Origin of the sequence: Butyrivibrio sp. DSM 10294 (genome assembly GCF_028539135.1) — a bacterium.
Lineage (GTDB): Bacteria > Bacillota > Clostridia > Lachnospirales > Lachnospiraceae > Butyrivibrio.
On sequence record NZ_JANSWL010000088.1, the window covers coordinates 139,359 to 161,700 of the forward strand.

The 22,342-nt window shown below is 42.6% G+C and carries 13 protein-coding genes, 1 riboswitch and 1 other annotated feature; of the genes, 11 read left to right on the plus strand and 2 right to left on the minus strand.

Going from position 1 to position 22,342, the window contains the following annotated elements; translation table 11 throughout:
* Positions 1–43 precede the first annotated feature (43 nt).
* The gene (locus NXH67_RS16735; RefSeq protein ID WP_272798122.1) at positions 44–1,234 is read left to right on the plus strand and encodes an InlB B-repeat-containing protein; all 1,191 of its coding nucleotides are present in this window, start codon (positions 44–46) and stop codon (positions 1,232–1,234) included.
* 77 nt (positions 1,235–1,311) lie between these two features.
* Here NXH67_RS16735 and NXH67_RS16740 read toward each other — a convergent pair whose 3' ends face one another.
* Entirely contained in the window at positions 1,312–2,511 is a 1,200-nt protein-coding gene (locus tag NXH67_RS16740; RefSeq protein ID WP_022777195.1) for a ribose-phosphate pyrophosphokinase, read from the minus strand.
* Between the two features lie 177 nt (positions 2,512–2,688).
* Between NXH67_RS16740 and NXH67_RS16745 the strand changes: the two genes are divergently transcribed.
* The 4 genes from NXH67_RS16745 to NXH67_RS16760 are packed head-to-tail and all read left to right on the plus strand — an operon-like array spanning position 2,689 to position 7,125.
* Entirely contained in the window at positions 2,689–4,038 is a 1,350-nt protein-coding gene (locus NXH67_RS16745; RefSeq protein WP_272798123.1) for a DUF512 domain-containing protein, read from the plus strand.
* Positions 4,039–4,064: 26 nt separating this feature from the next.
* Positions 4,065–5,393, plus strand: coding sequence for a ribosome biogenesis GTPase Der (gene der / locus NXH67_RS16750; RefSeq protein WP_022777193.1), 1,329 nt, complete (start codon positions 4,065–4,067; stop codon positions 5,391–5,393).
* 1 nt (position 5,394) lies between these two features.
* Complete coding sequence (locus NXH67_RS16755; protein ID WP_022777192.1) at positions 5,395–6,072, plus strand: glycerol-3-phosphate acyltransferase; 678 nt, start codon at positions 5,395–5,397, stop codon at positions 6,070–6,072.
* Between the two features lie 27 nt (positions 6,073–6,099).
* On the plus strand, positions 6,100–7,125 hold the full coding sequence (locus NXH67_RS16760; protein WP_022777191.1) for an NAD(P)H-dependent glycerol-3-phosphate dehydrogenase: 1,026 nt from the start codon (positions 6,100–6,102) through the stop codon (positions 7,123–7,125).
* A 72-nt stretch (positions 7,126–7,197) separates the two neighbouring features.
* Here the strand turns inward: NXH67_RS16760 and NXH67_RS16765 are convergent, their stop codons facing one another.
* Positions 7,198–7,758, minus strand: coding sequence for a folate family ECF transporter S component (locus NXH67_RS16765; protein WP_272798124.1), 561 nt, complete (start codon positions 7,756–7,758; stop codon positions 7,198–7,200).
* Positions 7,759–7,824: 66 nt separating this feature from the next.
* Positions 7,825–7,926, minus strand: a riboswitch (THF riboswitch).
* Between the two features lie 198 nt (positions 7,927–8,124).
* Here NXH67_RS16765 and NXH67_RS16770 point away from each other — a divergent pair.
* From NXH67_RS16770 to tyrS, 6 genes are all read left to right on the plus strand, one after another.
* Positions 8,125–8,763 carry a DUF4867 family protein gene (locus tag NXH67_RS16770; RefSeq protein WP_022777189.1) on the plus strand — a complete coding sequence of 213 codons (639 nt, stop codon included), beginning with the start codon at positions 8,125–8,127 and terminating at the stop codon, positions 8,761–8,763.
* Positions 8,747–9,775: a LacI family DNA-binding transcriptional regulator gene (locus tag NXH67_RS16775; protein WP_272798125.1), complete on the plus strand. Its 1,029-nt coding sequence runs from the start codon at positions 8,747–8,749 to the stop codon at positions 9,773–9,775. Before NXH67_RS16770 ends, NXH67_RS16775 begins: the two co-directional genes overlap by 17 nt.
* 163 nt (positions 9,776–9,938) lie before the next feature.
* Positions 9,939–11,462, plus strand: coding sequence for a xylulokinase (gene xylB / locus NXH67_RS16780; RefSeq protein ID WP_272798126.1), 1,524 nt, complete (start codon positions 9,939–9,941; stop codon positions 11,460–11,462).
* 91 nt (positions 11,463–11,553) lie between these two features.
* Positions 11,554–13,032 (plus strand): L-fucose/L-arabinose isomerase family protein, encoded by a 1,479-nt coding sequence (locus tag NXH67_RS16785; protein ID WP_022777186.1) that lies wholly within the window; start codon positions 11,554–11,556, stop codon positions 13,030–13,032.
* Positions 13,033–13,194: 162 nt separating this feature from the next.
* Complete coding sequence (locus tag NXH67_RS16790) at positions 13,195–20,670, plus strand: leucine-rich repeat protein (RefSeq protein WP_272798127.1); 7,476 nt, start codon at positions 13,195–13,197, stop codon at positions 20,668–20,670.
* 69 nt (positions 20,671–20,739) lie between these two features.
* Positions 20,740–21,022 (plus strand) — a binding site (T-box leader).
* A 77-nt stretch (positions 21,023–21,099) separates the two neighbouring features.
* The gene (gene tyrS / locus NXH67_RS16795) at positions 21,100–22,326 is read left to right on the plus strand and encodes a tyrosine--tRNA ligase (protein WP_272798128.1); all 1,227 of its coding nucleotides are present in this window, start codon (positions 21,100–21,102) and stop codon (positions 22,324–22,326) included.
* Positions 22,327–22,342 lie beyond the last annotated feature (16 nt).

Here is a 22,342-nt window from a genome sequence, read left to right on the forward strand (position 1 = left end):
CAGAAAAGGATTTCGCCGCCAAATCTATTTATACGGAGGAAAAATGATGAATGGATTCATCTACAGAAGAGCCGGGGTTCTTCTTTCAACCATATTAGCTTTTAATGCTTTCGGAATATTTGCCAATGCTTCTGAGACAGAGCTGGAGACAGCATCCTTTGAAGAGGAATTGGAGATTTCCGATGAGCTTTCATATGACGATTACGGTGCTGCGGATGAGGAAATGATAGATATTATCGAGGAATCTGAACCTGAATCCGAAGATTATTCCGGGGATACCTATCCTGATGAACAGGAGGATGTGACCCCTGACGATGAGTATGAGGAACCGGCAACTGATGATACGGACTATATTATAGATTACGATGATTCCGATTGCCGTGAGGAAGAAAACAGTCAGCCTCAGGAAGATAATAATACCGGCAGATCAGCAGGTAATAAGATCAATAAAGAGAGTGATCCGGAAGAGTATTTTACGGTAAGATATGTCTGTGAAGAGAATGATGTTACTGACATTCCAATGGACGATAATACCTATAAAAAAGGCGATATCGTAATGATTTCCTACCTTGAACCCATAAGAGAGGGTTATTCTTTCTGGGGCTGGAGCTTTACCGGAGATTCTTCCTGCGTTTATTCAGCAGGATACACCTTTGAGATCACTGAAGATGTGACCTTGTACGCTACATGGGCGGTCGATGAGTATTTTTATGAAAATGAGAGGAACTTGGAAATTGATGATTTCAGGGAATCCAATCCTATAGTCAATGCCATCAATTCCTATGTGAACTCTCTTAAGGGCAGATTCAAGCCGACCTATAAATATAAGGGCAAAGTCAAATCAATACAGTGCTGTGCCTTTACAGACCAGATATGGGAAAACGCACTTGGCATCGGAAGATACTCAACTCCCGGCAATTATAAGATAATAGATTCCAAGAAAAAGCTTGGAAAATCTCAGATATTTGAATTTCTTAAGGCTAACAATGCACAGCCCGGCGATATTATCTGGTGCCATGATCCTGTAAGCGCCAAGAAGTATAATATTACCCATTACATGATACTTATGGGTTATGACAAAAATGGAATAACGATAACCGATGGATATGAGAGAAACGGCAAAGGTATTATCTGGAAGAATAATCAGAGAGTATCTTATACCGGAGACCATGCCAAATATTTCTCAGGTAAATGTTACGTCAGAATATATCATGTGACTAAGACCAACAAGTAATGCGATAAATAACGAAATGCAAAACAAAAGCCAGAGCAGCAGTGCTCTGGCTTTGATAATGTTTGAAAATGTAAGGATCAGTCAAAGAGTTCTTCGGGAGTCTTACAACCGGAGTTGTATTTGCCGACAATCTCGTGAATCTTGTCTGTGGGCATGTTAACCGTTGACATTGATGCATCATGATTAAGGAAATCAATGATGGTTGCAAGGAATTTGCCCATATCTGCAATGTACAGATATTCTCTGGACTTAACATCCTCGTTCATATAAGTAAGATTGGTGGTGATAACGGCATCGAAATAGTGTTTCTCATAGCCTTCATCAAACTTGCTCATTCCATCGGTGAACAGACCGAAGGTAGTGCAGATAAATACTCTCTTGGCACCCATGTTCTTAAGTTGCTTGGCAGTATCGATCATGGAAGATCCTGATGAGATCATGTCGTCGATGATAATTACATCGCGGCCTGAGATATCCGAACCAAGGAATTCATGTGCTACGATGGGGTTGGTTCCGTTAACCACGTGTGCATAGTCACGTCTCTTGTAGAACATACCTGTATCTGCGCCGATTACGTTGGCGAAATATACAGCTCTGTCGAGAGCTCCCTCATCGGGAGAGATAACGGTAAGATGATCCTTATCTACAATAAGATCATCAATATGTGACAGAAGAGCCTTCATGAACTGATAGGAAGCCAGGAAGTTATCGAAACCTCCAAGAGGCTTGGCATTGGAGATTCTGGGATCATGGGCATCAAAGGTGATGAAATTGGCAATACCCATGTCGTGGAGCTCCTTGAACATCTGGGCTGCATCCAGAGATTCCATTCCGTTTCTCTTGTGCTGTCTTCCTTCATAGAGGAAGGGCATGATAACATTTATTCTCTTGGCCTTACCGGTTATGGCACCGATAACTCTTTTTAAATCCTGATAATGATCGTCGGGTGATTTGTGGTTGAGGTAGTTATACATTTTGTAGGTGATACTGTAGTTGCAGACATCTGTAAGAATGTAAACATCATTTCCACGAACCGACTCCTTGATGGTAGCCTTAGCTTCACCGCTTCCGAAACGGTCAAGATTGTAGCTTATTTTATAATTGTCCTTAACGTAACCGTGGAAAGCCGGGTCGTTCTCCGGCATTTTGTAGAGTTCATGTCTGAACTGGGAAATGTATTTGTTAACACTTTCTCCAAGTTCCTTGGCTGACTCCATTACGATAAGATTGAGCGGCGCTACGGGAATAGTGCCCTCAAGAGAGTGAAAATCCGGCATAGTTGTCCCCTTTATATTTGAAAATTCAAATCTTTACCATATACTGTTTTATCATTACAGCTACTGACACGTCAAGGAATTTCATGTATAATGGAAGAAATAGCGGGTGAATTGGGGTGCTTTGTGCTGGTACAGTATGCACCCTTATTTTAGGCGTTTAAAAAGAGGAATAGGCTATTGAAAAAATATACAGGCCATGTCATAAGCATGGTAATGCCCGGCAGTATTGCCGAAGAAATGAACATTGAACCGGGTGATGTTCTTCTGAAGATCAATGATGAGATCATAGAGGATATCTTCGACTTCCAATATATGGTTCAGGAAGACCACCTGGATATTCTTATAAGAAAGAAAGACGGAGAAGAGTGGCTTCTTGATATTGACAAGGATTTTGACGAGGATCTGGGAATAGAGTTTGAAAATGGACTTATGGATGATTACAGATCCTGCAGCAACAAATGTATCTTTTGCTTTATTGATCAGATGCCCAAGGGCATGAGAGAGACCTTGTATTTCAAGGATGATGATTCAAGATTGTCTTTTTTGCAGGGTAATTACGTTACACTTACCAATATGTCCGACAAGGATATAGACAGAATCCTTAAGTATCATCTGTCTCCGATAAACGTTTCATTCCAGACCACCAACCCGGAACTGCGTTGCAAGATGCTGGGGAACAGATTCGCAGGGGACGCTCTTAAGAAGGTTGACAGACTCTGTGCTCCCGGCACAGGAATCGAAATAAACGGCCAGATAGTTCTTTGCAAAGGTGTCAATGATGGAGAGGAACTCACAAGATCCATTTCGGATCTTACCAAGTATATTCCTAATCTTCAGAGTGTATCGGTTGTTCCTGTGGGACTTTCTAAATACCGCGATGGGCTCTATCCTTTGGAACCCTTTAACAGCGAAGATGCAGCTAAGGTCATAGATGAGATTGAGAGCTGGCAGAAAAAGGTCTATGACGAGCACGGCATTCATTTCATCCATGCCAGTGACGAGTGGTATTTCCTGGCAGGAAGGGATTTCCCGGAGGAAGAGCGCTATGACGGCTATATACAGCTTGAGAACGGCGTTGGAATGATGAGACTTCTGATAAATGAGTTTGATGATGCTGTAGAACGCATAAAAGAACGCTATGGTGATGAAGTTAAGAGCTTTAGCCAAGAGATATCACTGGCTACCGGAAGACTTGTTTATCCTTGTATTAAAGAGCTGGCGGAAAAAGTCACAGAAATTTCCCCTGGCATAAAGATACATGTTTATGAGATAATAAATGAGTTTTTTGGCGAGAGGATAACAGTATCGGGACTGTTGACAGGTCAGGATATAATTAAACAGCTGACCGGCAAAGAACTGGGAGAACGGTTGTATCTTCCTGAGAACCTTCTTAGAAGCGGGGAGGATTACCTTCTCGATGATGTGACCATCGGAGATATTTCCAAGGCTTTGTCCGTGGATGTGGGCATATCAAAATGTGACGGATACTATCTGGCTTGTGCTCTTTTTGGAGTAGAGCCTGAATAATTGTTTTATTAAGTAAGGGAATTTTTATGAGTAGAAAAAATATTGTAGCTGTAGTCGGAAGACCAAATGTCGGAAAATCAACACTATTCAATGCTCTTGCAGGTAGCAGAATTGCCATTGTGCAGGACACACCCGGCGTAACAAGAGACAGAATTTATCAGGACGTGGAATGGCTTAATCACAGCTTTACCCTGATAGATACCGGTGGTATTGAGCCTGATTCCAAGGACATCATCCTTTCTCAGATGAGAGAGCAGGCACAGATTGCTATTGATACCGCGGATGTCATTCTTTTTATGGTGGATGTTAAGCAGGGACTTACCGATGCAGATGACAAGGTTGCCGATATGCTCAGACGCTCCGGCAAGCCTGTGGTTCTGTGTGTTAACAAGGTAGATAATTACAACAGAGACAATCTTGATGTATACGAGTTCTACAATCTAGGTATTGGCGAGCCATTTCCAATATCAGCAATAAATAAGCAGGGTATCGGTGATCTCCTTGAGGAAGTTGTAAGCCATTTTTCCAAGGATTCAACCAGCGAGGAAGAGGATGAGAATACCAAGATCGCTATCATTGGTAAACCAAATGTTGGCAAATCCTCTATTATCAATAAGCTTATCGGAGAGAACAGACTTATTGTATCTGATGTTGCCGGAACCACCAGAGATGCCATTGATACTGAAGTTAAATACAACGGAAAGAAATATACCTTTATCGATACCGCCGGCCTTCGCAGGAAGAATAAGGTTAAGGATGAGCTCGAGCACTATATGATCGTAAGAACTGTAGGCGCAGTTGAGAGAGCGGATATCGCCATCCTTGTTATCAATGCCGAGGAAGGTGTTACCGAGCAGGATGCCAAGATTGCCGGAATTGCACATGAGAGTGGTAAGGCAGTTATCATAGCTGTTAATAAATGGGATCTTATTGAAAAAGACAATCATTCCGTCAAGGAATTTACCAAGGATATCAGAAATACCCTTTCCTTTATGAATTATGCGGAGATAATTTTCATTTCCGCTGAGACAGGGCAGAGACTTGTTAAACTCTATGACATGATTGACATGGTCAGTGAGAATCACGCTATGAGAGTGGCAACCGGTGTCCTTAACGAGATCATGACACAAGCTGTAGTAATGCAGCAGCCACCAAGTGACAAGGGCAAGATGCTCAAGCTCTACTATATCACTCAGGCTGCAGTTAAGCCTCCGACCTTTGTTATCTTTGTTAATGACAAGAAGCTGATGCACTTTAGTTACACAAGATATATCGAGAATCAGATAAGGGAAGCCTTTGGTTTCAAGGGAACACCGCTTAGATTTATAATCAGGGAGAGGAAAGAGGATAAGTGATATGAATTTGTTGGGAGAGAGATTTTTTTGTATTATTGTGGGATATGTTTTCGGCCTTTTTCAGACAGCAATCCTTTATGGCAAAATAAAGGGTGTTGATATCAGGAAGGTCGGAAGCGGAAATGCCGGAACCACCAACACCTTGAGAGTTCTGGGACCTAAGGCTGGAGGCATTGTTCTTCTTGGCGATATTCTTAAGTGTATGGCTGCTATTTTAGCCACATACCTTATGTTTGGCAGGAACAATCCGGATTACATCATTCTATACATGACATATACCGCACTTGGAACCATTTTGGGACATGATTTTCCCGTTAACCTTCATTTTAAGGGCGGAAAAGGAATTGCATGTACCGCAGGATATACAATTTACCTTGGAATCCAGTTTAACTGGCTCTTCATATTGATGGGAGTTCTTTCTTTCTTTGTTCCCTTCAATCTTTTCCATATCGTGTCTGTATGCAGCCTTTTCTATTATACTGCGCTGCTGGTAATGACCATTATTTATGGACAGATGGGTCTTTTTGGTGCAATTCCTCAGGGAGAGCTTATTGAGGTCTACATTATACTTGCTCTTCTTGCAGCACTTGCTTTTTATCAGCACAGAGGAAATATCAAAAAGCTCCTTGCTGGTCAGGAGAGAAAAACCTACGTATTTAAGAAGAACAAGGTTGACTGATAACATAATTATTTCTGGAGGGAAAATTTGGGCAAACAGGTAGGAATAGTCGGAGCCGGAAGCTGGGGGATAGCATTGGCATACCTTCTTTCCAATAACGGACACGACTGCATCATTTGGAGCAGAACACAGGAAACGGTTGATAAGCTTACTGCTTATCATGGAAATGAGGACAAGCTTCCCGGAGTTATTTTGCCGGACAGCGTGAAGTTTACTTGTAATATTGAAGAAGTTGTAAAGGATAAGGACATAATTGTGCTGGTTGTTCCTTCAGCGCATATGAGGGAAACAGTACAGAAAATTGCACCTTACATTGATCTTGATAACGAGGAACATAAGCAGATCATTGTTAATTGCACCAAGGGAATAGAAGAGAGCACCCTGATGGTGATGTCGGATGTTATCCTGGATGAGATTCCCGGATGCAATGTTTGTGTTCTGTCCGGTCCTTCACACGCTGAGGAAGTTGGCAAGGGATTACCGACTACAATTGTCGTAGGTGCCTTTGATAAGGAAATAGCCAGATATATTCAGAATGCATTCATGAGCAATGTTTTCAGAGTGTATATCAGTCCGGATATGCTTGGTATTGAGATTGGAGCTGCCCTTAAGAACGTAATCGCGTTGGCTGCCGGAATGGCCGATGGCTACGGCTGTGGAGATAATGCCAAGGCTGCGCTGATAACAAGAGGAATTGCTGAGATTGGCAGGCTTGGAATGGCTATGGGAGGTAAGTTTGAGACTTTCAGCGGACTCTCGGGAATAGGTGATCTGATTGTTACCTGCGCCTCGATGCATTCAAGAAACAGAAGAGCCGGAATACTGATCGGACAGGGCAAGTCAATGCAGGAAGCCATGGACGAGGTTCACATGGTTGTGGAAGGTGTCTACAGTGCCAAGGCAGCGCTTAAGCTCGCTGAGAAATATGATGTTGAGATGCCTATAGTTAAGGGCGTCAATGACATATTGTTTAACGGCAAGTCGCCCGAAGAAGTTCTTAACGAACTGATGATGCGTGACAAAAAAGCTGAGAGCAGTCTTCTTGACTGGTAATAATCTTAAATTACATAATGTACAAAAACAAAGCCGGAGCTGTTGATAGCTCCGGCTTAATATTTGCCTTCATTAGTTATCAAAATGAGGTTTGATAACATTTTTCACAAATTGAAGCATGATATACATGATAAATGAATCGATAGGAAGCATTACTGCGTTTGATATGCATCTTGCGGGCAATATTGCTTCAATAGCCTTGCCGTACAGAAGGTTAAGCCAAAGAGTGTTAAGAAAGATGTTGCAGAAAATCTTAACGCAAAGCTGAGATAATACGACTCTCCATACTGTAACAGGCTTCCTGAAGGTGAAGAGGCCATAGATAATAGCGCCTGCCATTGCTGTAAAGGTAAAACCGATGAAGAAATCGCCGTCACCGCTTATAAACCACTTAACTATATCCATTACACCGCCGAATATTGCGCCGACCCAGGGGCCGAAAAGGTAATCGATAACCTGATTGGGAAGTCCTGAAAAACCAATTCTGACATATTGTCCGAATTTAATAGTTGCCACATAGCCAAGAACTATGGCAAGTGCGCCCATCATACCGCAAAAGGTGAGGACTTTGGTTTCTTTGAGTCTGCTCAGTGAAGAGTGTTTGATTGATACTGTTTTTGTACTTTCTGACATAAAATTACCTCCTTTGCAGTTTTTCCTTTAACCACATCGGAGGACACAGTATAAGCCTTTTGATGTAGCAGCGGGATGCGACCAAAAAACCGCGGAATAATCATTTCCTTCGTCCGAATGACAACTCCCTGTTCACTCGGCACTTGACGCTTCAAGGTCTACTCTGCATTCATAATAGTTATTTATCGTGTAAATAATACTTTATTTGCTTATGGTTTGCAAGATGATTAGGCAATATTTGTTGTGATAATAGCAAAATATTGGAAGATTTTTTTGTGCAAAACACAGTAGAATGATAATTACTAAAAATGTATGATAAAAATCGGGCTACAAAAACTATATAGATTCATACAGATTGGAGGAGTTATGAAGTTTATTAATGTTACAGATCCTGAGTTCAAGACCTATGGAAGAGTAGTTGAGGGCTACGAGGTAGATCAGATCCTTAAGACTCTTGACGAGTGCTCACCCCTTCCTGATGATGTCGTTTACAAGCCTGAAGAGGAAGAACTCCATAAGCTTGCTCAGACTGAGGAACTTGGAACAAGCCTCTTTGGTGGCATGCCTTTCCAGTTCGGTTATTGCAACGGTCACAACACCAAGCTCAACTGCCTAGAGTATCACAGAGACAGCGAGTTCAACCTGGGTACTGAGGACTTTGTCCTTCTTCTTGCAAGACTTTCAGATCTTGAGGACGGCAAGCTTGATACATCCAAGGTTAAGGCATTCTTCGTGCCTAAGGGAGTACTTGTAGAGGTTTATGCAACAACTCTTCACTATGCACCTTGCCATGCAGATAAGGCTAAGGGCTTCAAGGTACTTGTTGCACTTCCCAAGGGAACCAATGTTGGCAATGCCAAGACAGCAGGTAAGAACCTGGATGACAGAACTCTTTTCGCAACCAATAAATGGCTTCTGGCCCACAAGGATGCTTCCGAGATCAAGGATGGAGCATATGAGGGTCTGTTCGGAGAAAATATTGATATAGATGGCGACAATAATTGAAATTGCTAAGATGGCCGGTGTTTCAATAGGTACTGTCGACAGAGTCCTTCACAACAGAGGTTATGTGAAGGATGAGACCAGAACCAAGGTTGAGAAGGCCATGGAACAACTTAATTATGAGCCTAACAGGGTGGCGCAGGGCCTTGCGGTTATGAAGAAGAAACTCAAGTTTCTCTATATGATGCCCAAGACTCTGCACAATCCCTTTTTTATCCCGGTAAGACAGAGCGCTGAGAAGAAAATTCAGGAACTCAAGGCCTACGGAGTAGAGACTGATGTTTTTGATTATCCTGAAAAGACTGCTGATGAAGAGAAGCTTCTTAAGGAATTATCAGAGACTATAGGCCACTATGACGGTGCCTGCATTCTTGGCAAGGATTCATCTATCAATAAGCTTATTGCTGATGAAGCAAGGAAGAGACCATTTCCGATAGTATTCTATAACAGTAAGATTGAGGGTATTGATTCCATAGCTTATGTGGGCTGCGACTATGTGTCTTCAGGAAGATTGGCAGCCGGACTTGCCGCTATGACAGGCGGGGCAGATTCGAGAGTATGTTTCTTTTCGGAGTTCGGAAGCATTCGTGAAAGTGCCGATGAGAGAATACACGGCTTTTTGAATGAAGCAGATATGCGTTATCCCGAGATGAAGATTTTGGGGAAATGGGATATTACCTCCGATAAGGCCCAGAATAAGAGAGCTGTAAGGCAGATGCTCAAAAAAGCTCCCGAGACAAATGTTGTATATGTGATCAATCCTATGGATTACAGCATATGCAGGATAATCGCCGCCGAGGATAAGGAAAATAAGATCAAGATAATCACCAATGACCTTGTTCCTATCCAATATGATATGTTCAGAGACGGTATCATAAGCGCTACGATCTGTCAGGAACCGGAGAAACAGGGAGAATTGCCGCTGGAGCTGTTATTTAATTATCTTGCCTATGGCATACAGCCAAATAAGATTAATTACACCGAGCTTAGCATACATATTGAACAGAATATTTAAATTTGGAAAAAAGGAATTATTATCAGTTTTTGCCCCTGATTTTTGTTTATTTTTATGGGGGCTGTTCTCTTGACAAACACTGGGTTCCTTTTTAATATTTTAAGTGATGTGTTAACGTACACACATCAGGTTTTAAGGGTAAATACAAGATTGGAGAAAAGGTATGAGATACTTATTAGGAATTGATGTTGGAACATCGGCTACTAAGACTGTACTTTTTGATGAGAACGGAGTAGCACTTGGTTCCGTATCCAAGGAGTACGATCTTCTTACACCTCATAACGGTTGGGCAGAGCAGAGACCTGAGGACTGGAGAGATGCAGTTTTATTCACTGTTAAAGAGGTGGTTAAAAAGGTTGGCGCACAGCCCGATGAGATCAAAGGTATCGGTATTTCAGGACAGATGCACGGTCTCGTAATGCTGGATGAGAATGGTGAGGTTATCAGACCTTCAATTATCTGGTGTGATCAGAGAACTGGCGCAGAAGTAGAAGATATGCTTAAGATCATGCCAAGAGAGAAATGGATTGAGATCACAGCCAATCCACCTCTTACAGGTTGGACCGCTGCCAAGATTCTCTGGGTTAGAAAGAATGAGCCCGAGAATTACAAGAGATGTAAACACATCCTTCTTCCTAAGGATTATATCAGATATATTCTTACAGGCGAGTTTGCTACTGAGGTTTCAGATGCTTCAGGTATGCAGCTCATGGATGTAGCCAAGAGAGACTGGTCACAGGAAGTTCTTGATAAGCTTGAGATTGACAGAGCACTTCTTGGCAAGATGTATGAGTCCTGCGAAGTTACAGGCAAAGTTAAGGCTGACGTTGCCGCAGATCTTGGTCTTTCAACTGAGACTGTAGTAGTTGGTGGCGCCGGCGATAATGCAGCAGCTGCTGTCGGAACCGGTGTCGTTAAGGAAGGTACAGCATTTACTACAATCGGTACTTCCGGAGTTGTATTTGCTCACACAGATAAAGTAAGCATCGATCCTAAGGGACGTGTACATACCTGCTGCTGCGCTGTTCCCGGTGCATGGCATATCATGGGGGTTACACAGGCTGCAGGTTTCTCACTTAAGTGGTTCAGAGATAACTTCTGCCAGAGCTATATTACCAAAGCACAGGAGCTTGGCGTAGATCCTTATGATCTTATCAACGAGGATATTGAGAGCGTTCCTGTAGGAAGTGACAGACTTGTATATCTGCCTTATCTTAACGGTGAGAGAACACCTCATCTCGATGCAGAGGCAAGAGGCGTATTCTTCGGACTTTCAGGCTTCCATTCACAAAAGCACCTCTTGAGAGCAGTTATGGAAGGTGTTTCCTATTCACTTTGTGATTGCAATGAGATTCTTAACGAAATGGGTGTTAAGGTTAATGATATGATGGCTTGCGGCGGCGGTGGTAAGAGCAAGATCTGGAGACAGATGCTTTCTGATCTCTATGGCTGCAACGTAGCTACTATCAAACAGGAAGAGGGTCCCGCACTTGGCGTTGCTATTCTCGCCGGTGTAGGAAGCGGAATATTTGAGAGTGTTCAGGCTGCCTGCGACAAGATCATTACCAAGTCAGCTGAAACAGCACCTGTAGCAGAGAACGCTGAGAAGTATGCTAAGTATCACAAGCTTTATCAGAAACTCTATACAGATCTTAAGGATGATTATAAAGAGCTTGCACAGTTATAATGATATTTACTTGTTAATGACATAAATAATTTAGTTAACCGGGCGAAAGCCTACAAATATAGTTTTAAAGGGTTTAGAAAGGGGATTTTTTATGATTAACATTCCAGAGGTAAAAATTGGACTTGTTGCTGTAAGCCGTGACTGCTTCCCAGCTTCACTTGCAGTAAACAGAAGAAAGGCACTTGTAGAGGCATACAAGAAGAACTTTAACGATAAGGACGTTTATGAGTGTCCTGTTTGCATCATCGAGAGCGAGACTCAGACACTTGAGGCTCTTGAGGATGTTAAGAAGGCAGGATGTAATGCACTTTGCGTATATCTTGGCAACTTCGGACCTGAAATTTCAGAGACACTTCTTGCTCAGAAATTTGATGGACCTGTAATGTTCTGCGCAGCTGCAGAGGAGTCACAGGGTGACCTTATCGACGGCAGAGGTGATGCTTATTGCGGAATGCTCAATGCTAGCTACAACCTTCACCTTCGCGGCGTAAAGGCTTATATTCCTGAGTATCCTGTTGGAACAGCAGAGGAGTGCGCTAAGATGATCAACGAGTTCGTTCCGATCGCAAGAGCACTTGATGGACTTGCTAACCTTAAGGTTATTTCTTTCGGTCCTCGTCCTATGAATTTCCTTGCTTGTAACGCACCTATCCAGCAGATCTACAACCTTGGTGCAGAGATTGAAGAGAACTCAGAGCTTGATCTTTTCGAGTCCTTCAACAAGCACGCAGGTGATCCCAGAATCGCTGAGATCAAGGCTGATATGGAGAAGGATCTTGGCGCAGGCAACAAGAAGCCTGAAATCCTTGAGAAGCTTGCTCAGTATGAGCTTACACTTCTTGATTGGATCGAGGGACACAGAGGCGGCAAGAAGTATGTTGCAATCGCCGGTAAGTGCTGGCCTGCATTCCAGACACAGTTTGGTTTCGTTCCTTGCTACGTTAACTCAAGACTTACAGGAAGAGGAATTCCTGTATCCTGCGAGGTAGATATTTACGGTGCTATTTCAGAGTTCATCGGAACTTGCGTATCTGATGACGCTGTTACACTTCTTGATATCAACAACTCTGTTCCTGCAGATATGTATGAGCAGTCCATCAAGGGCAAGTTCGACTACAAGCACACAGATACATTCATGGGCTTCCACTGCGGAAATACCTGCACAAGCAAGCTTTCAAGCTGCGAGATGAAGTTCCAGAGAATCATGGCTAGAAACCTTCCTGAGGAAGTAACACAGGGAACACTTGAGGGTGACATCATCCCCGGCGATATCACATTCTTCAGACTTCAGAGCACATCTGACAATCATCTTAAGGCATATGTTGCACAGGGTGAGGTTCTTCCTGTAGCTACACAGTCCTTCGGTGGTATCGGTGTATTCGCTATTCCTGAGATGGGAAGATTCTACAGACACATTCTCATCCAGCACAACTTCCCTCACCACGGAGCAGTTGCTTTCGGACACTTCGGCAAGGCTCTTTATGAGGTATTCAAGTACGCAGGAGCAGAAGTAATCGGCTACAACCAGCCTGCATCACTTCCTTATCCTACAGAGAATCCATTCGCTTAATCATTACTCGGCATAATTTACAGGCGCTCACAGAGATTGTGAGTGCCTTTTTTTGCCCTCAAATATGTTTTTTATCTACGATTTTAATTAGTGAATATGGAGTTAAGTTATGCTATAATATTGACCGGTTTTCACTAAATTACCAAGGAGGAGCTTTCAGTAATGAAAGGAAATGTATTGAAAAGAGTGCTGGGGTTGGGCCTTGCATTCATGACAGCATTTTCCGCTTTGCCGCTTCAGGCTGTGGCATCTGAATCTTACGATGATGCAGCTATGATTGAGACTGAAGATGCGCAGATCGAAGAAAATGCGCCCGGGTATGTAGAATACTCGTATGATATTGAAGAGCCTGAATATGATACCGGTGAGGATTATTCATGGCATGAGGATCTGTATCCTTTAGATCTTCTCATTGTTGAACCTGAGACCCCGGAGAATCCAGATGAAGAGTACTGGGAATATGAGGCTGAGGAAGAAGCTGAGTTTGAAGCTGAGATGACTTCCGGTGACTTCACCTACACAGTTTCCGGAACCAATGCCACAATTACCGCATATACAGGATCTGACGAAAAAGTTGATATACCTGCTGTAATTGACGATCAGTATACTGTTACAGCAATTGGAAATAACGCATTTAAATCAAATGCGACTATAAAGAGTGTAAATATTCCGGAAGGGGTAGTTTCTATCGGAACTTACTCTTTCCAGAATTGTAAAGCTCTTGCAGATGTAGAGCTTCCTGATTCTCTGAACAAGATTGGAAACTATGCATTTGATGGCGCAACAGCTCTTGTAACCTTGAGCATTCCTTCTAATGTAGAAACTGTAGGAAACTATGCATTCAGAGGTTCAGTAAAGGAAATTACATTTGAAGAAGGTACTGTTAGAATCCCTTCCTATGCTTGCTCTAACGCTACAGTACTTGAAAAAATTATTTTTCCAAATACAGTTACCGAGATTGGCAATCATGCATTTAATTACTGTTCTAAGCTCGTGAAGGTTGTAATTCCTGAAAGCGTAACTAAGATAGAGTCTAATGCTTTCTATAACTGTTCACAGCTTGAAGAGGTTAATATACCTACAGGTCTGAGTTCAATGGGCACCTATGCTTTTGCTTATTGTAAAACGCTGACACAGATAGTGCTGCCTTCTTCTCTTGAAACAGTTCCTAGCAGTGCATTCTATGGATGTAACAATCTGGCAGAGATTGAATTTTCTAAAGGAATTACAACTATCGGAAGCAGTGCATTCTATGGATGTGAAGCACTTTCACAGATAGTACTTCCTGAGGGACTTACAAAAATCGACCAGAGTGCATTTTATAATTGTAAGAATCTTGGAACAGTTCTTATTCCATCAACTGTAACAACTATGGGAAGAAGTATTTTCTATAATTCTGCTTCTTCCGTTATCTTTGCGGACGGAATGGAGGTTATTCCTGCTTCTGCCTGCGACGGTGCTACAAGTCTTAAGGAAATAGCTATTCCTTCAAGTGTTACAACTATTGGAAAAAGAGCTTTCTACGGATGTACAAATCTTGAGAATGTTATTATTCCCGATAGTGTAACAACCATCGAAAGTGAGGCTTTCTATGGAGACAAGCTTCTTAGAATTAATGTTCCCGCAAGTGTAACATCTATTGGAAGCAATGCTTTTGCAGGCTGTACAGTATATGGTAACTGCGGAAGCAATGCTACCTGGGAGCTTGATCAGGAGTCTGCTACCGCAGTAATTACCGGTTCCGGAGAGGTGTCAGGAGCTGGTGCTAATATCTTTGGTGCATTTGAGGACACCATTCAGTTCGTTGAATTTGATGAGAATATTACAGTAATCGATGACAACAGCTTTAAAGACATGGATCAGCTTATGGGCGTTGTCATGGGAGACAATATCACTGAGGTTGGAAACAGTGCTTTTGACAGCTGTGACAGCCTCGAGAGAGTAGAGTTTTCCAAGAATCTTGAAAAGGTAGAGGAGAAGGCTTTTGACGGCTGCTCCTCAATGGATACCATTATTTTCACAGGAAGCCTTCCTCAGATGGAGGATTCAGCGCTTCCTTCAGTTACAACCAAAAAGATTACAGCCTACTATCCAAAGACAAATACAAGTTATAAGGATGCCGGCAACCTATACAAATCCTTTGAATGGAAACAGTGGGATAATACACTCCCTCAGAGAGATGTTATCCTTGTTCTTGACGTATCCGGAAGTATGTCCGGCAACAGAATAAAGAACTTAAAGACAGCGGTATGTGCTTTTGCTGATAAGGTTGGCGGACGTGTTTCCAACACCAGAATCGGTATTGTTTCATATGCAAGTGATGCCAAAAAAGTTCTGGGCTTTACTACAGATGTAGGAAGAATCAAGGCAAGTACCAACAGATTGAGCGCCAACGGCGGAACTTACTATCTCAAAGGCTTTGATGCCGCTCAGTCAATGATGGCTGAGTCAAAGGCAGGAATCAAGACTCTCATCGTATTCAGTGACGGTGAGCCCAGCGACAACAGAAATACCATTGTATCAAGCTCTGAAGCATTCAGAGATAAGGGTTATTACACCTACAGCGTTGGTCTTGCTCCCAGCGATTCCAACAGACAGCTCCTAATCAACGTCGCAGGTGATGAAGACAATTATTTTGAAGCTGATGATATCGATGCACTTATCAACCGCTTTGTCGAGATCTCAGGCGGCGTAGGTAGAACCGGCAACTGCGGTGAGAACGCCAAGTGGAAATATGATTCCGAAGGAAATAAACTTGTTATCTCTCTTGTAAATAAGGCAAACGGTACAGGCAGAATGAAGAACTATACCGGTTCTGATATTCCTGCCTGGAATACATATACTGAGACAATTGAACAGGTCGTTGTTGGGAAAGGAATCACCTACATTGGTACCAACTCCTTTGACGGACTTACAAACGTTACAAAGGTATATATTGATAAGACTGTGATCGAGATTGGTGCAGGTGCATTTGCAGGCTGTAAGAATCTCAAGGAAGTCAACTACTCCGGAACAGAGGCTGAGTGGAAGAAGATAAGTATTGGCGCAAATAATAAGCCTTTACTTAGCGCCAAGAAGAATTACAAGGTTTCTGCTCCCGATGATGAAGACAAGGATGCATCCAAGGTTACAGGAGTAACTGTAACTCCCGCTAACGTTACGATGAATGTTAACGACAGTACTAATCTCAAAGCTCAGGTATTCCCCAAGACTGCAGCCAACAAGTCTGTATCCTGGAGAAGTAGCAATGAGAAGGTGGTTACTGTATCCAAAACAGGTAAGCTCAAGGCTGTAGCAACAGGAACAGCTGTAATTACCTGTACAACTTCAGATGGCGGCTTCAAGGGAACAAGCACCGTAACTGTTACAAATGCTGTTCCTGTCATCAGCAAACTTGATCTTGGCGGATCTGCCTCAGGATTTAAGGTAAGCGATGATATTCCGATCCTCGGAGGTCAGGAATACAGTATTTCTCTTCCTGCTGCGCTTCCTGTAAACTGCGTTCTGGAAGAAAACAAGATCAAGATCGGTATCAATATCGACAAGGATGAGCTTTATTCATATAACTCAACTGAAGGTGTAACAACAACCACCACAGGTGAAAAGAAGTCCATTAAGGAACAGTTTGAGGAGTTTAAAGCAGACGCCTATAAAGCTAACCTTATGCGTAAGGATAAGGACTGGCTTAAGAATGTTCAGGATGAGAAGTTCCTTAAGGCAAATATGCCGGGTGTTGAGTCTTCTGTAGATATCAACTGCGTTGGTTACCTTGAGGGTGCCTGGAGCAACAGCGTAACTTCCATTGAAGGCTGCGTTATTGTTACGATTGAAGGCTCAGCAACACTTCAGAAACAGCTTGTTGTCTGGGTTATTCCTGTTACAGTTAACTGCGAATTTACTGCTGAAGGCAGCATTTCCACAACTGTAGGTTATAACTTCGAAGATGCTAAGTGGTATGGAGATATCAATCTTGCCTTTGGATTCGGAATCGAGCCCTATGCAGGTGTAGGATTTGGTCAGTGGGTTTCCGCAGGTGTATACGGTAAGGCAAAGACTGAATTCAACATCATTGCCAAGACAATGACAAACAAACCGCTGGGTCTTGATAAGTGGTCAATTGCCGGCGAAATGGGCGTTAAAGGATATTTTGCGAAAAAGTCTGCCAGCATCGCTCTCATTTCCGGAGACTATGTGATCTATGACAGATCAAAGGGTGGATTCCAGAAGCTCTCCGTAGATGAAAACGGATTTTTGGAAGAGACTCCCATTGAAGACGAACTTATAATTGAAACACTGAGTGCAATGCCTTCATTACAGTCATCTGTGGCTGCAGCTGATGGAACGCTCGTTTCTGATGTGTATAACGCTGCAAAACCGCTGTTTGTTTCTGCAAATGGCACAACAATGCTTCTCTATGTAACAGATGATGCACAGAGAGGAGCGCTTGACCAGACTAAGCTGGTATACAGCATATATGATGCCAACACTGATTCATTTAGTGATGCCAAGGCAGTTCTTGATGACAACACTGCTGACTATGAGCCTGAAGTATACACAGATGGCAAATACATCTACGTTGTATGGCTTGATTCTTCCAAAACATTTGGTTCAAAGGATGCAGAACTTGTTGATTACATGAAGACCTTCCGTACACATGTAGCAAGATTCGATGCAGGAACAGGTGAGTTTGTAGATCTTGGATCCCCTCAGACTGAGGATCATTACACATATCTTCCTAAGCTCTATATGGATGGTTCCAAGCTCTCACTTGCATACGTTGTAAATAAGGATGATGCAATATTCGGAAGCTCAGATGGAAATGTTGTTTATCGCGCTGAGTACGCAAATGGAAACTGGTCTGTTGCCGGCGAAGAAGCAGGCTATAAGGCAGTTACTTCACTGGCTTTTGGGAAGTCTGATTCAAATGGTGTTTCTGTAGCTTTTGCGGCAGACATGGACAATGATCTTACAACTTCCGATCAGGAGCTTTATATCTGGAACACAAATGGAAGCAAAACTAAGATCTATGAAGGAAACATATCAGCACTTTCCTATACCAAGATTCCGGGTAAATCGGGCAACTTCCTTGCGGCCAACGTTAGCGGTGGTCTTTACTACGTAAACGGCAGTACTTTGACAAATGTTCTTCCTGATGGAACTATGAACAATGACACAAAGTTCGTAGTAAACGGAAATAATGTATATTATCTTCTTAGCAGTTCAGAGAGCAGAAACATTGCGGTTTCCAACTATGACAGCGGTAATTGGGGAACAGCTCTTTTAACACATGAGAGCGCATATGTTGATTCCTTCAGCCTTATAGATGGAAAAGTCGCATATCTCTACAGTGAAGCTAAGAGCGGAAATAAGGGCGTTTGGAACGTAACAAGTTCAATTAAGGTTCTTAAGTCAACAGGATACAGCGATGTAGAACTCGAAACAGCTGATTATGCAATATCAGATGCATATGCCGGCGCTAAGATGCCTCTTAGCCTCTATATCAAGAACAACGGAACCTCAAGACTCAGGAAAGTTACTGCTACAGCAAGCTACAATGGAGAAGAACTGGCTTCATCAACTCTTTCTGTAGATATTATGCCGGGTGATGTTAAGCCCTACGATTTCTCTTTTGACATTCCAAAGGATCTTAGTAAGGGCGGAGATTTCGTGATTTCAGTATCTGCTGAAAATGACAGCAATGAAGCAAATAACAGCCGGACAATTTCACTCAAGAAAGCTGACCTTGAGGTCAGAGCATCTTATGATTACAACGGTGATACACCTTACGTGATCGTTACAGTCCTGAACAACGGTGTATGTGATTCCAACATGAAGCTCACTGTTACCGATGAAAAGGGTAAGAAGTTCCTTGAGGAGAAAGCTCTTATCAAGGCAGGAGAATCAAGCACTTTCTATGAGCCCTATGAGGAAGGAATCACGCAGACTCTTACCGCCACAGTAACAGGTGATGCACCTGAATTCTATGAGATGAACAACACTACCTGGGTAAGAGTTGGAGAAGAGGATGATGACCTGACTGCAGGCGCATTTAACGTTAAGTTCAAGGATATTGTTTCAGATCCATACATGGGCCTTACATATAATTCTGAAAAGAACAGATTTGAGACAGTATACACAGGAAGCGAGATCAAACCTGAGATTGTTGTTTCGGGTCTTAACGGAGTTCTTAAAGAAGGCGTAGATTATACTGTTAAGTATGCGGGAAATGTAAATGTAAGTGCCAAGAATAAGACAGCTACCATAACTGTAACCGGTAAGGGTAATTATTCCGGTAAAAAAGTTCTGAAAGTAACTATTTTACCTGCTGATCTTGAAAAGGCCATGAACACCTACAAGACTCTGGAAGTTCCTAAGGTGATCAAGGTTCAGTCAGGCAAAAAGGCAGCTCCTTCAATTTACTATAACGGATCCTATGCACTTAAGGCATCTGATATGACCTTGAGCAAGACTTCTGCGATAAAAGCAGATACTACTGTAGATATTGCCGGAAAGGGCAATTTTACCGGTGTGCTCAAGGATGTGCCCGTAGCGGTTCTGACAGCACAGGAGATTAAGCAGCTTACGATCAAGGCTCAGGTTAAGCCCGGCGAGCATGTTTATAACGGCAAGGAACAGAAGGCAGAACTTATTGTTACAGCCGGCGCTTCCACAACTGCGCTTACTGAGGGAACTGACTATGCTGTTATCTACAGAAATAATGTAAATGCAGGCACAGCGACAGTTACAGTTAAGGCTCGCGGCGAATATATTGGCTCTGATACCAAGACTTTCAAGATCCTTCCTGACAGAGTCAGCGATATTAGTACAAGCATTAAGGGAACTGTATACTATTCACCTGACGGAGCTAAGCCGGAAGTTGTTGTCACCAAGACCACCGGTGAATCCGAGGTTCTTGTTGAAGGAAAGGATTTCAAGCTGTCCTTCACAGGAAATAAGAAGATTACAACCGCTAAGTCTAAGGCTAAGTATACAGTTACCTTCATCGGTAATTACAAGGGACACGCGCCCAAAAAAGACGTGAAGTTCAGTATCAATAGAGCAAGCATCAGTAAGGCAGATGTTGTGGTTTCGGATATGGTATATTCCAAGCCCGGTACTTACATGTCCAAACCTGTTGTTTCACTTAACGGAAAAGCCCTTTCTACAAAGGACTATACTGTAAAATACTATGTTAATGGCAGTCTTGTTACAGCAAAGAATAAGGTGAAACTTGATGAAGTTAACTCTAAGGAAATTAAGGTCACCATACAAGGCACTGGAAATTACACAGGATCTGTAAGTAAGACCTATAAAGTAGTAAAAGCCTTAAACAACATAGATCTTAGCAAAGCAAAGATTGTCGCTAAGGCTAAGAAGGGCAAAAAGGATGTAGCTGTTGGTAATCAGCAGTACACAGGTCAGGAAATTCAGCCAAGGATCAGAGTTCTTGTAAAGAGCGGAAACTCCTGGATCAAGGTAAGTCCTGAGTATTACACAGTAACTTATGTCAATAATATCAATCCTGGAAAAGCCACCATTCTTATAACCGGCGACGGCAAGAATGCGGTAGGCGGCAAGACTGCAGAGTTCAAAATAGTAAACAAAAAGCTTGATCTTATTAAGTTTTTGTTTGGATGATGAGGTCTATACCGGAAGTATATTGACATATAGAAGGTTTGTTAATAAAATAAAACGTGTTTAAATAAAGAAAAGGCTTTGATCGGAATAAGTAGGACCTGTAGTCTGACCACAGAGAGTTGCCGGTTGGTGAGAGGCGCTGGTTAAGGATAGATTCGAATACCTCCGTGAGCTGCACAGAAGAATGGTAGCTTTATCTAGTAAGCTGTGACGAGACCGATGCGTTATATCGGAAGAGTATGAACTTAGTTTATAGGCTTTGACAGTGTATGAACGACAGGAGTACCCTATGAGGCGTATGGTGTGAGCTATGCGCGAATGAAGGTGGTAACACGATTATATCGTCCTTCGTGATCAATAACTGATTGCGAAGGACGTTTTTTATTGATTAAGATTTCCTTCCAATCAACATTTTTAGGAGGTGCAGATATGCAGATTTTTGAGGAACTTAAGGCAAGAGGACTTATTGCCCAGGTTACAGACGAGGAACAGATAAGAGAACTTGTTAACGCAGGTAAGGCCACATTCTACATCGGCTTTGACTGTACAGCAGATTCACTTACAGCAGGACATTTCATGGCTCTTACACTTATGAAGAGACTTCAGATGGCCGGAAACAAGCCAATTGCTCTTATTGGTGGTGGTACAACCATGATCGGTGATCCTTCAGGAAGAACCGATATGAGAAAGATGCTTACAAGAGAAGACATCGATCACAATGCAGAATGCTTCAAGAAGCAGATGGAGAAGTTCATCGACTTCGGTGAAGGCAAGGCTATGATGGTTAATAACGCTGACTGGCTTATGAACCTTAACTACATCGAACTTCTTCGTGAGGTCGGTGCATGCTTCTCGGTTAATAACATGTTAAGAGCTGAGTGCTACAAGCAGCGTATGGAGAAGGGACTTAGCTTCCTTGAGTTTAACTACATGATCATGCAGTCCTACGACTTCTATTACATGTTCCAGAAATACAACTGTAATCTTGAGTTCGGCGGCGATGATCAGTGGAGTAACATGCTGGGCGGCACAGAGCTTATCAGACGTAAGCTTGGCAAGGATGCTCACGCTATGACAATCACACTTCTTACCGATTCACAGGGCAAGAAGATGGGTAAGACAGCAGGTAATGCTGTATGGCTTGATCCCAACAAAACATCACCTTTCGATTTCTATCAGTATTGGAGAAATGTAGGAGATGCAGATGTAGATAAGTGCATCAAGATGCTTACATTTATTCCTATCGAAGAGATTCTTGAGATGGAGAAATGGGACGGATCAAGAATCAACGAGAAGAAAGAAATCCTTGCATTTGAGCTTACAGCTCTTGTTCATGGCAAGGAAGAAGCACAGAAGGCTCAGGACGCAGCAAGAGCACTTTTTGCAGGCGGCGGAGACATGTCCAATGTTCCTTCTGTATCTCTTAAGGCTGAGGATTTCAGAGACGGTGTTGTTGATATCCTTCAGGTTCTTGTATCAGCAGGCCTTTGCGCAACCAGAAGTGAAGCAAGAAGAGCTGTTGAGCAGGGCGGTGTTACCTTCAATGAAGAGAAGGTTTCTGATGTTAAGACAACTTACACCAAGGACGTATTCGGCGAAGGCGTAATGGTCCGCAAGGGCAAGAAGTCTTACAAGAAGGTTACAGCAGAGTTTTAATAATTCTGTAACTGAA

Bases quoted from the DNA above. Each gene is read 5' to 3' on its own strand.
- NXH67_RS16735 (WP_272798122.1), top strand. From the start codon at position 44: ATGATGAATGGATTCATCTACAGAAGAGCCGGGGTTCTTCTTTCAACC.
- NXH67_RS16740 (WP_022777195.1), bottom strand. From the start codon at position 2,511: ATGCCGGATTTTCACTCTCTTGAGGGCACTATTCCCGTAGCGCCGCTC.
- der (WP_022777193.1), top strand. From the start codon at position 4,065: ATGAGTAGAAAAAATATTGTAGCTGTAGTCGGAAGACCAAATGTCGGA.
- NXH67_RS16755 (WP_022777192.1), top strand. From the start codon at position 5,395: ATGAATTTGTTGGGAGAGAGATTTTTTTGTATTATTGTGGGATATGTT.
- NXH67_RS16765 (WP_272798124.1), bottom strand. From the start codon at position 7,758: ATGTCAGAAAGTACAAAAACAGTATCAATCAAACACTCTTCACTGAGC.
- NXH67_RS16770 (WP_022777189.1), top strand. From the start codon at position 8,125: ATGAAGTTTATTAATGTTACAGATCCTGAGTTCAAGACCTATGGAAGA.
- NXH67_RS16775 (WP_272798125.1), top strand. From the start codon at position 8,747: ATGGCGACAATAATTGAAATTGCTAAGATGGCCGGTGTTTCAATAGGT.
- xylB (WP_272798126.1), top strand. From the start codon at position 9,939: ATGAGATACTTATTAGGAATTGATGTTGGAACATCGGCTACTAAGACT.
- NXH67_RS16785 (WP_022777186.1), top strand. From the start codon at position 11,554: ATGATTAACATTCCAGAGGTAAAAATTGGACTTGTTGCTGTAAGCCGT.
- NXH67_RS16790 (WP_272798127.1), top strand. From the start codon at position 13,195: ATGAAAGGAAATGTATTGAAAAGAGTGCTGGGGTTGGGCCTTGCATTC.
- tyrS (WP_272798128.1), top strand. From the start codon at position 21,100: ATGCAGATTTTTGAGGAACTTAAGGCAAGAGGACTTATTGCCCAGGTT.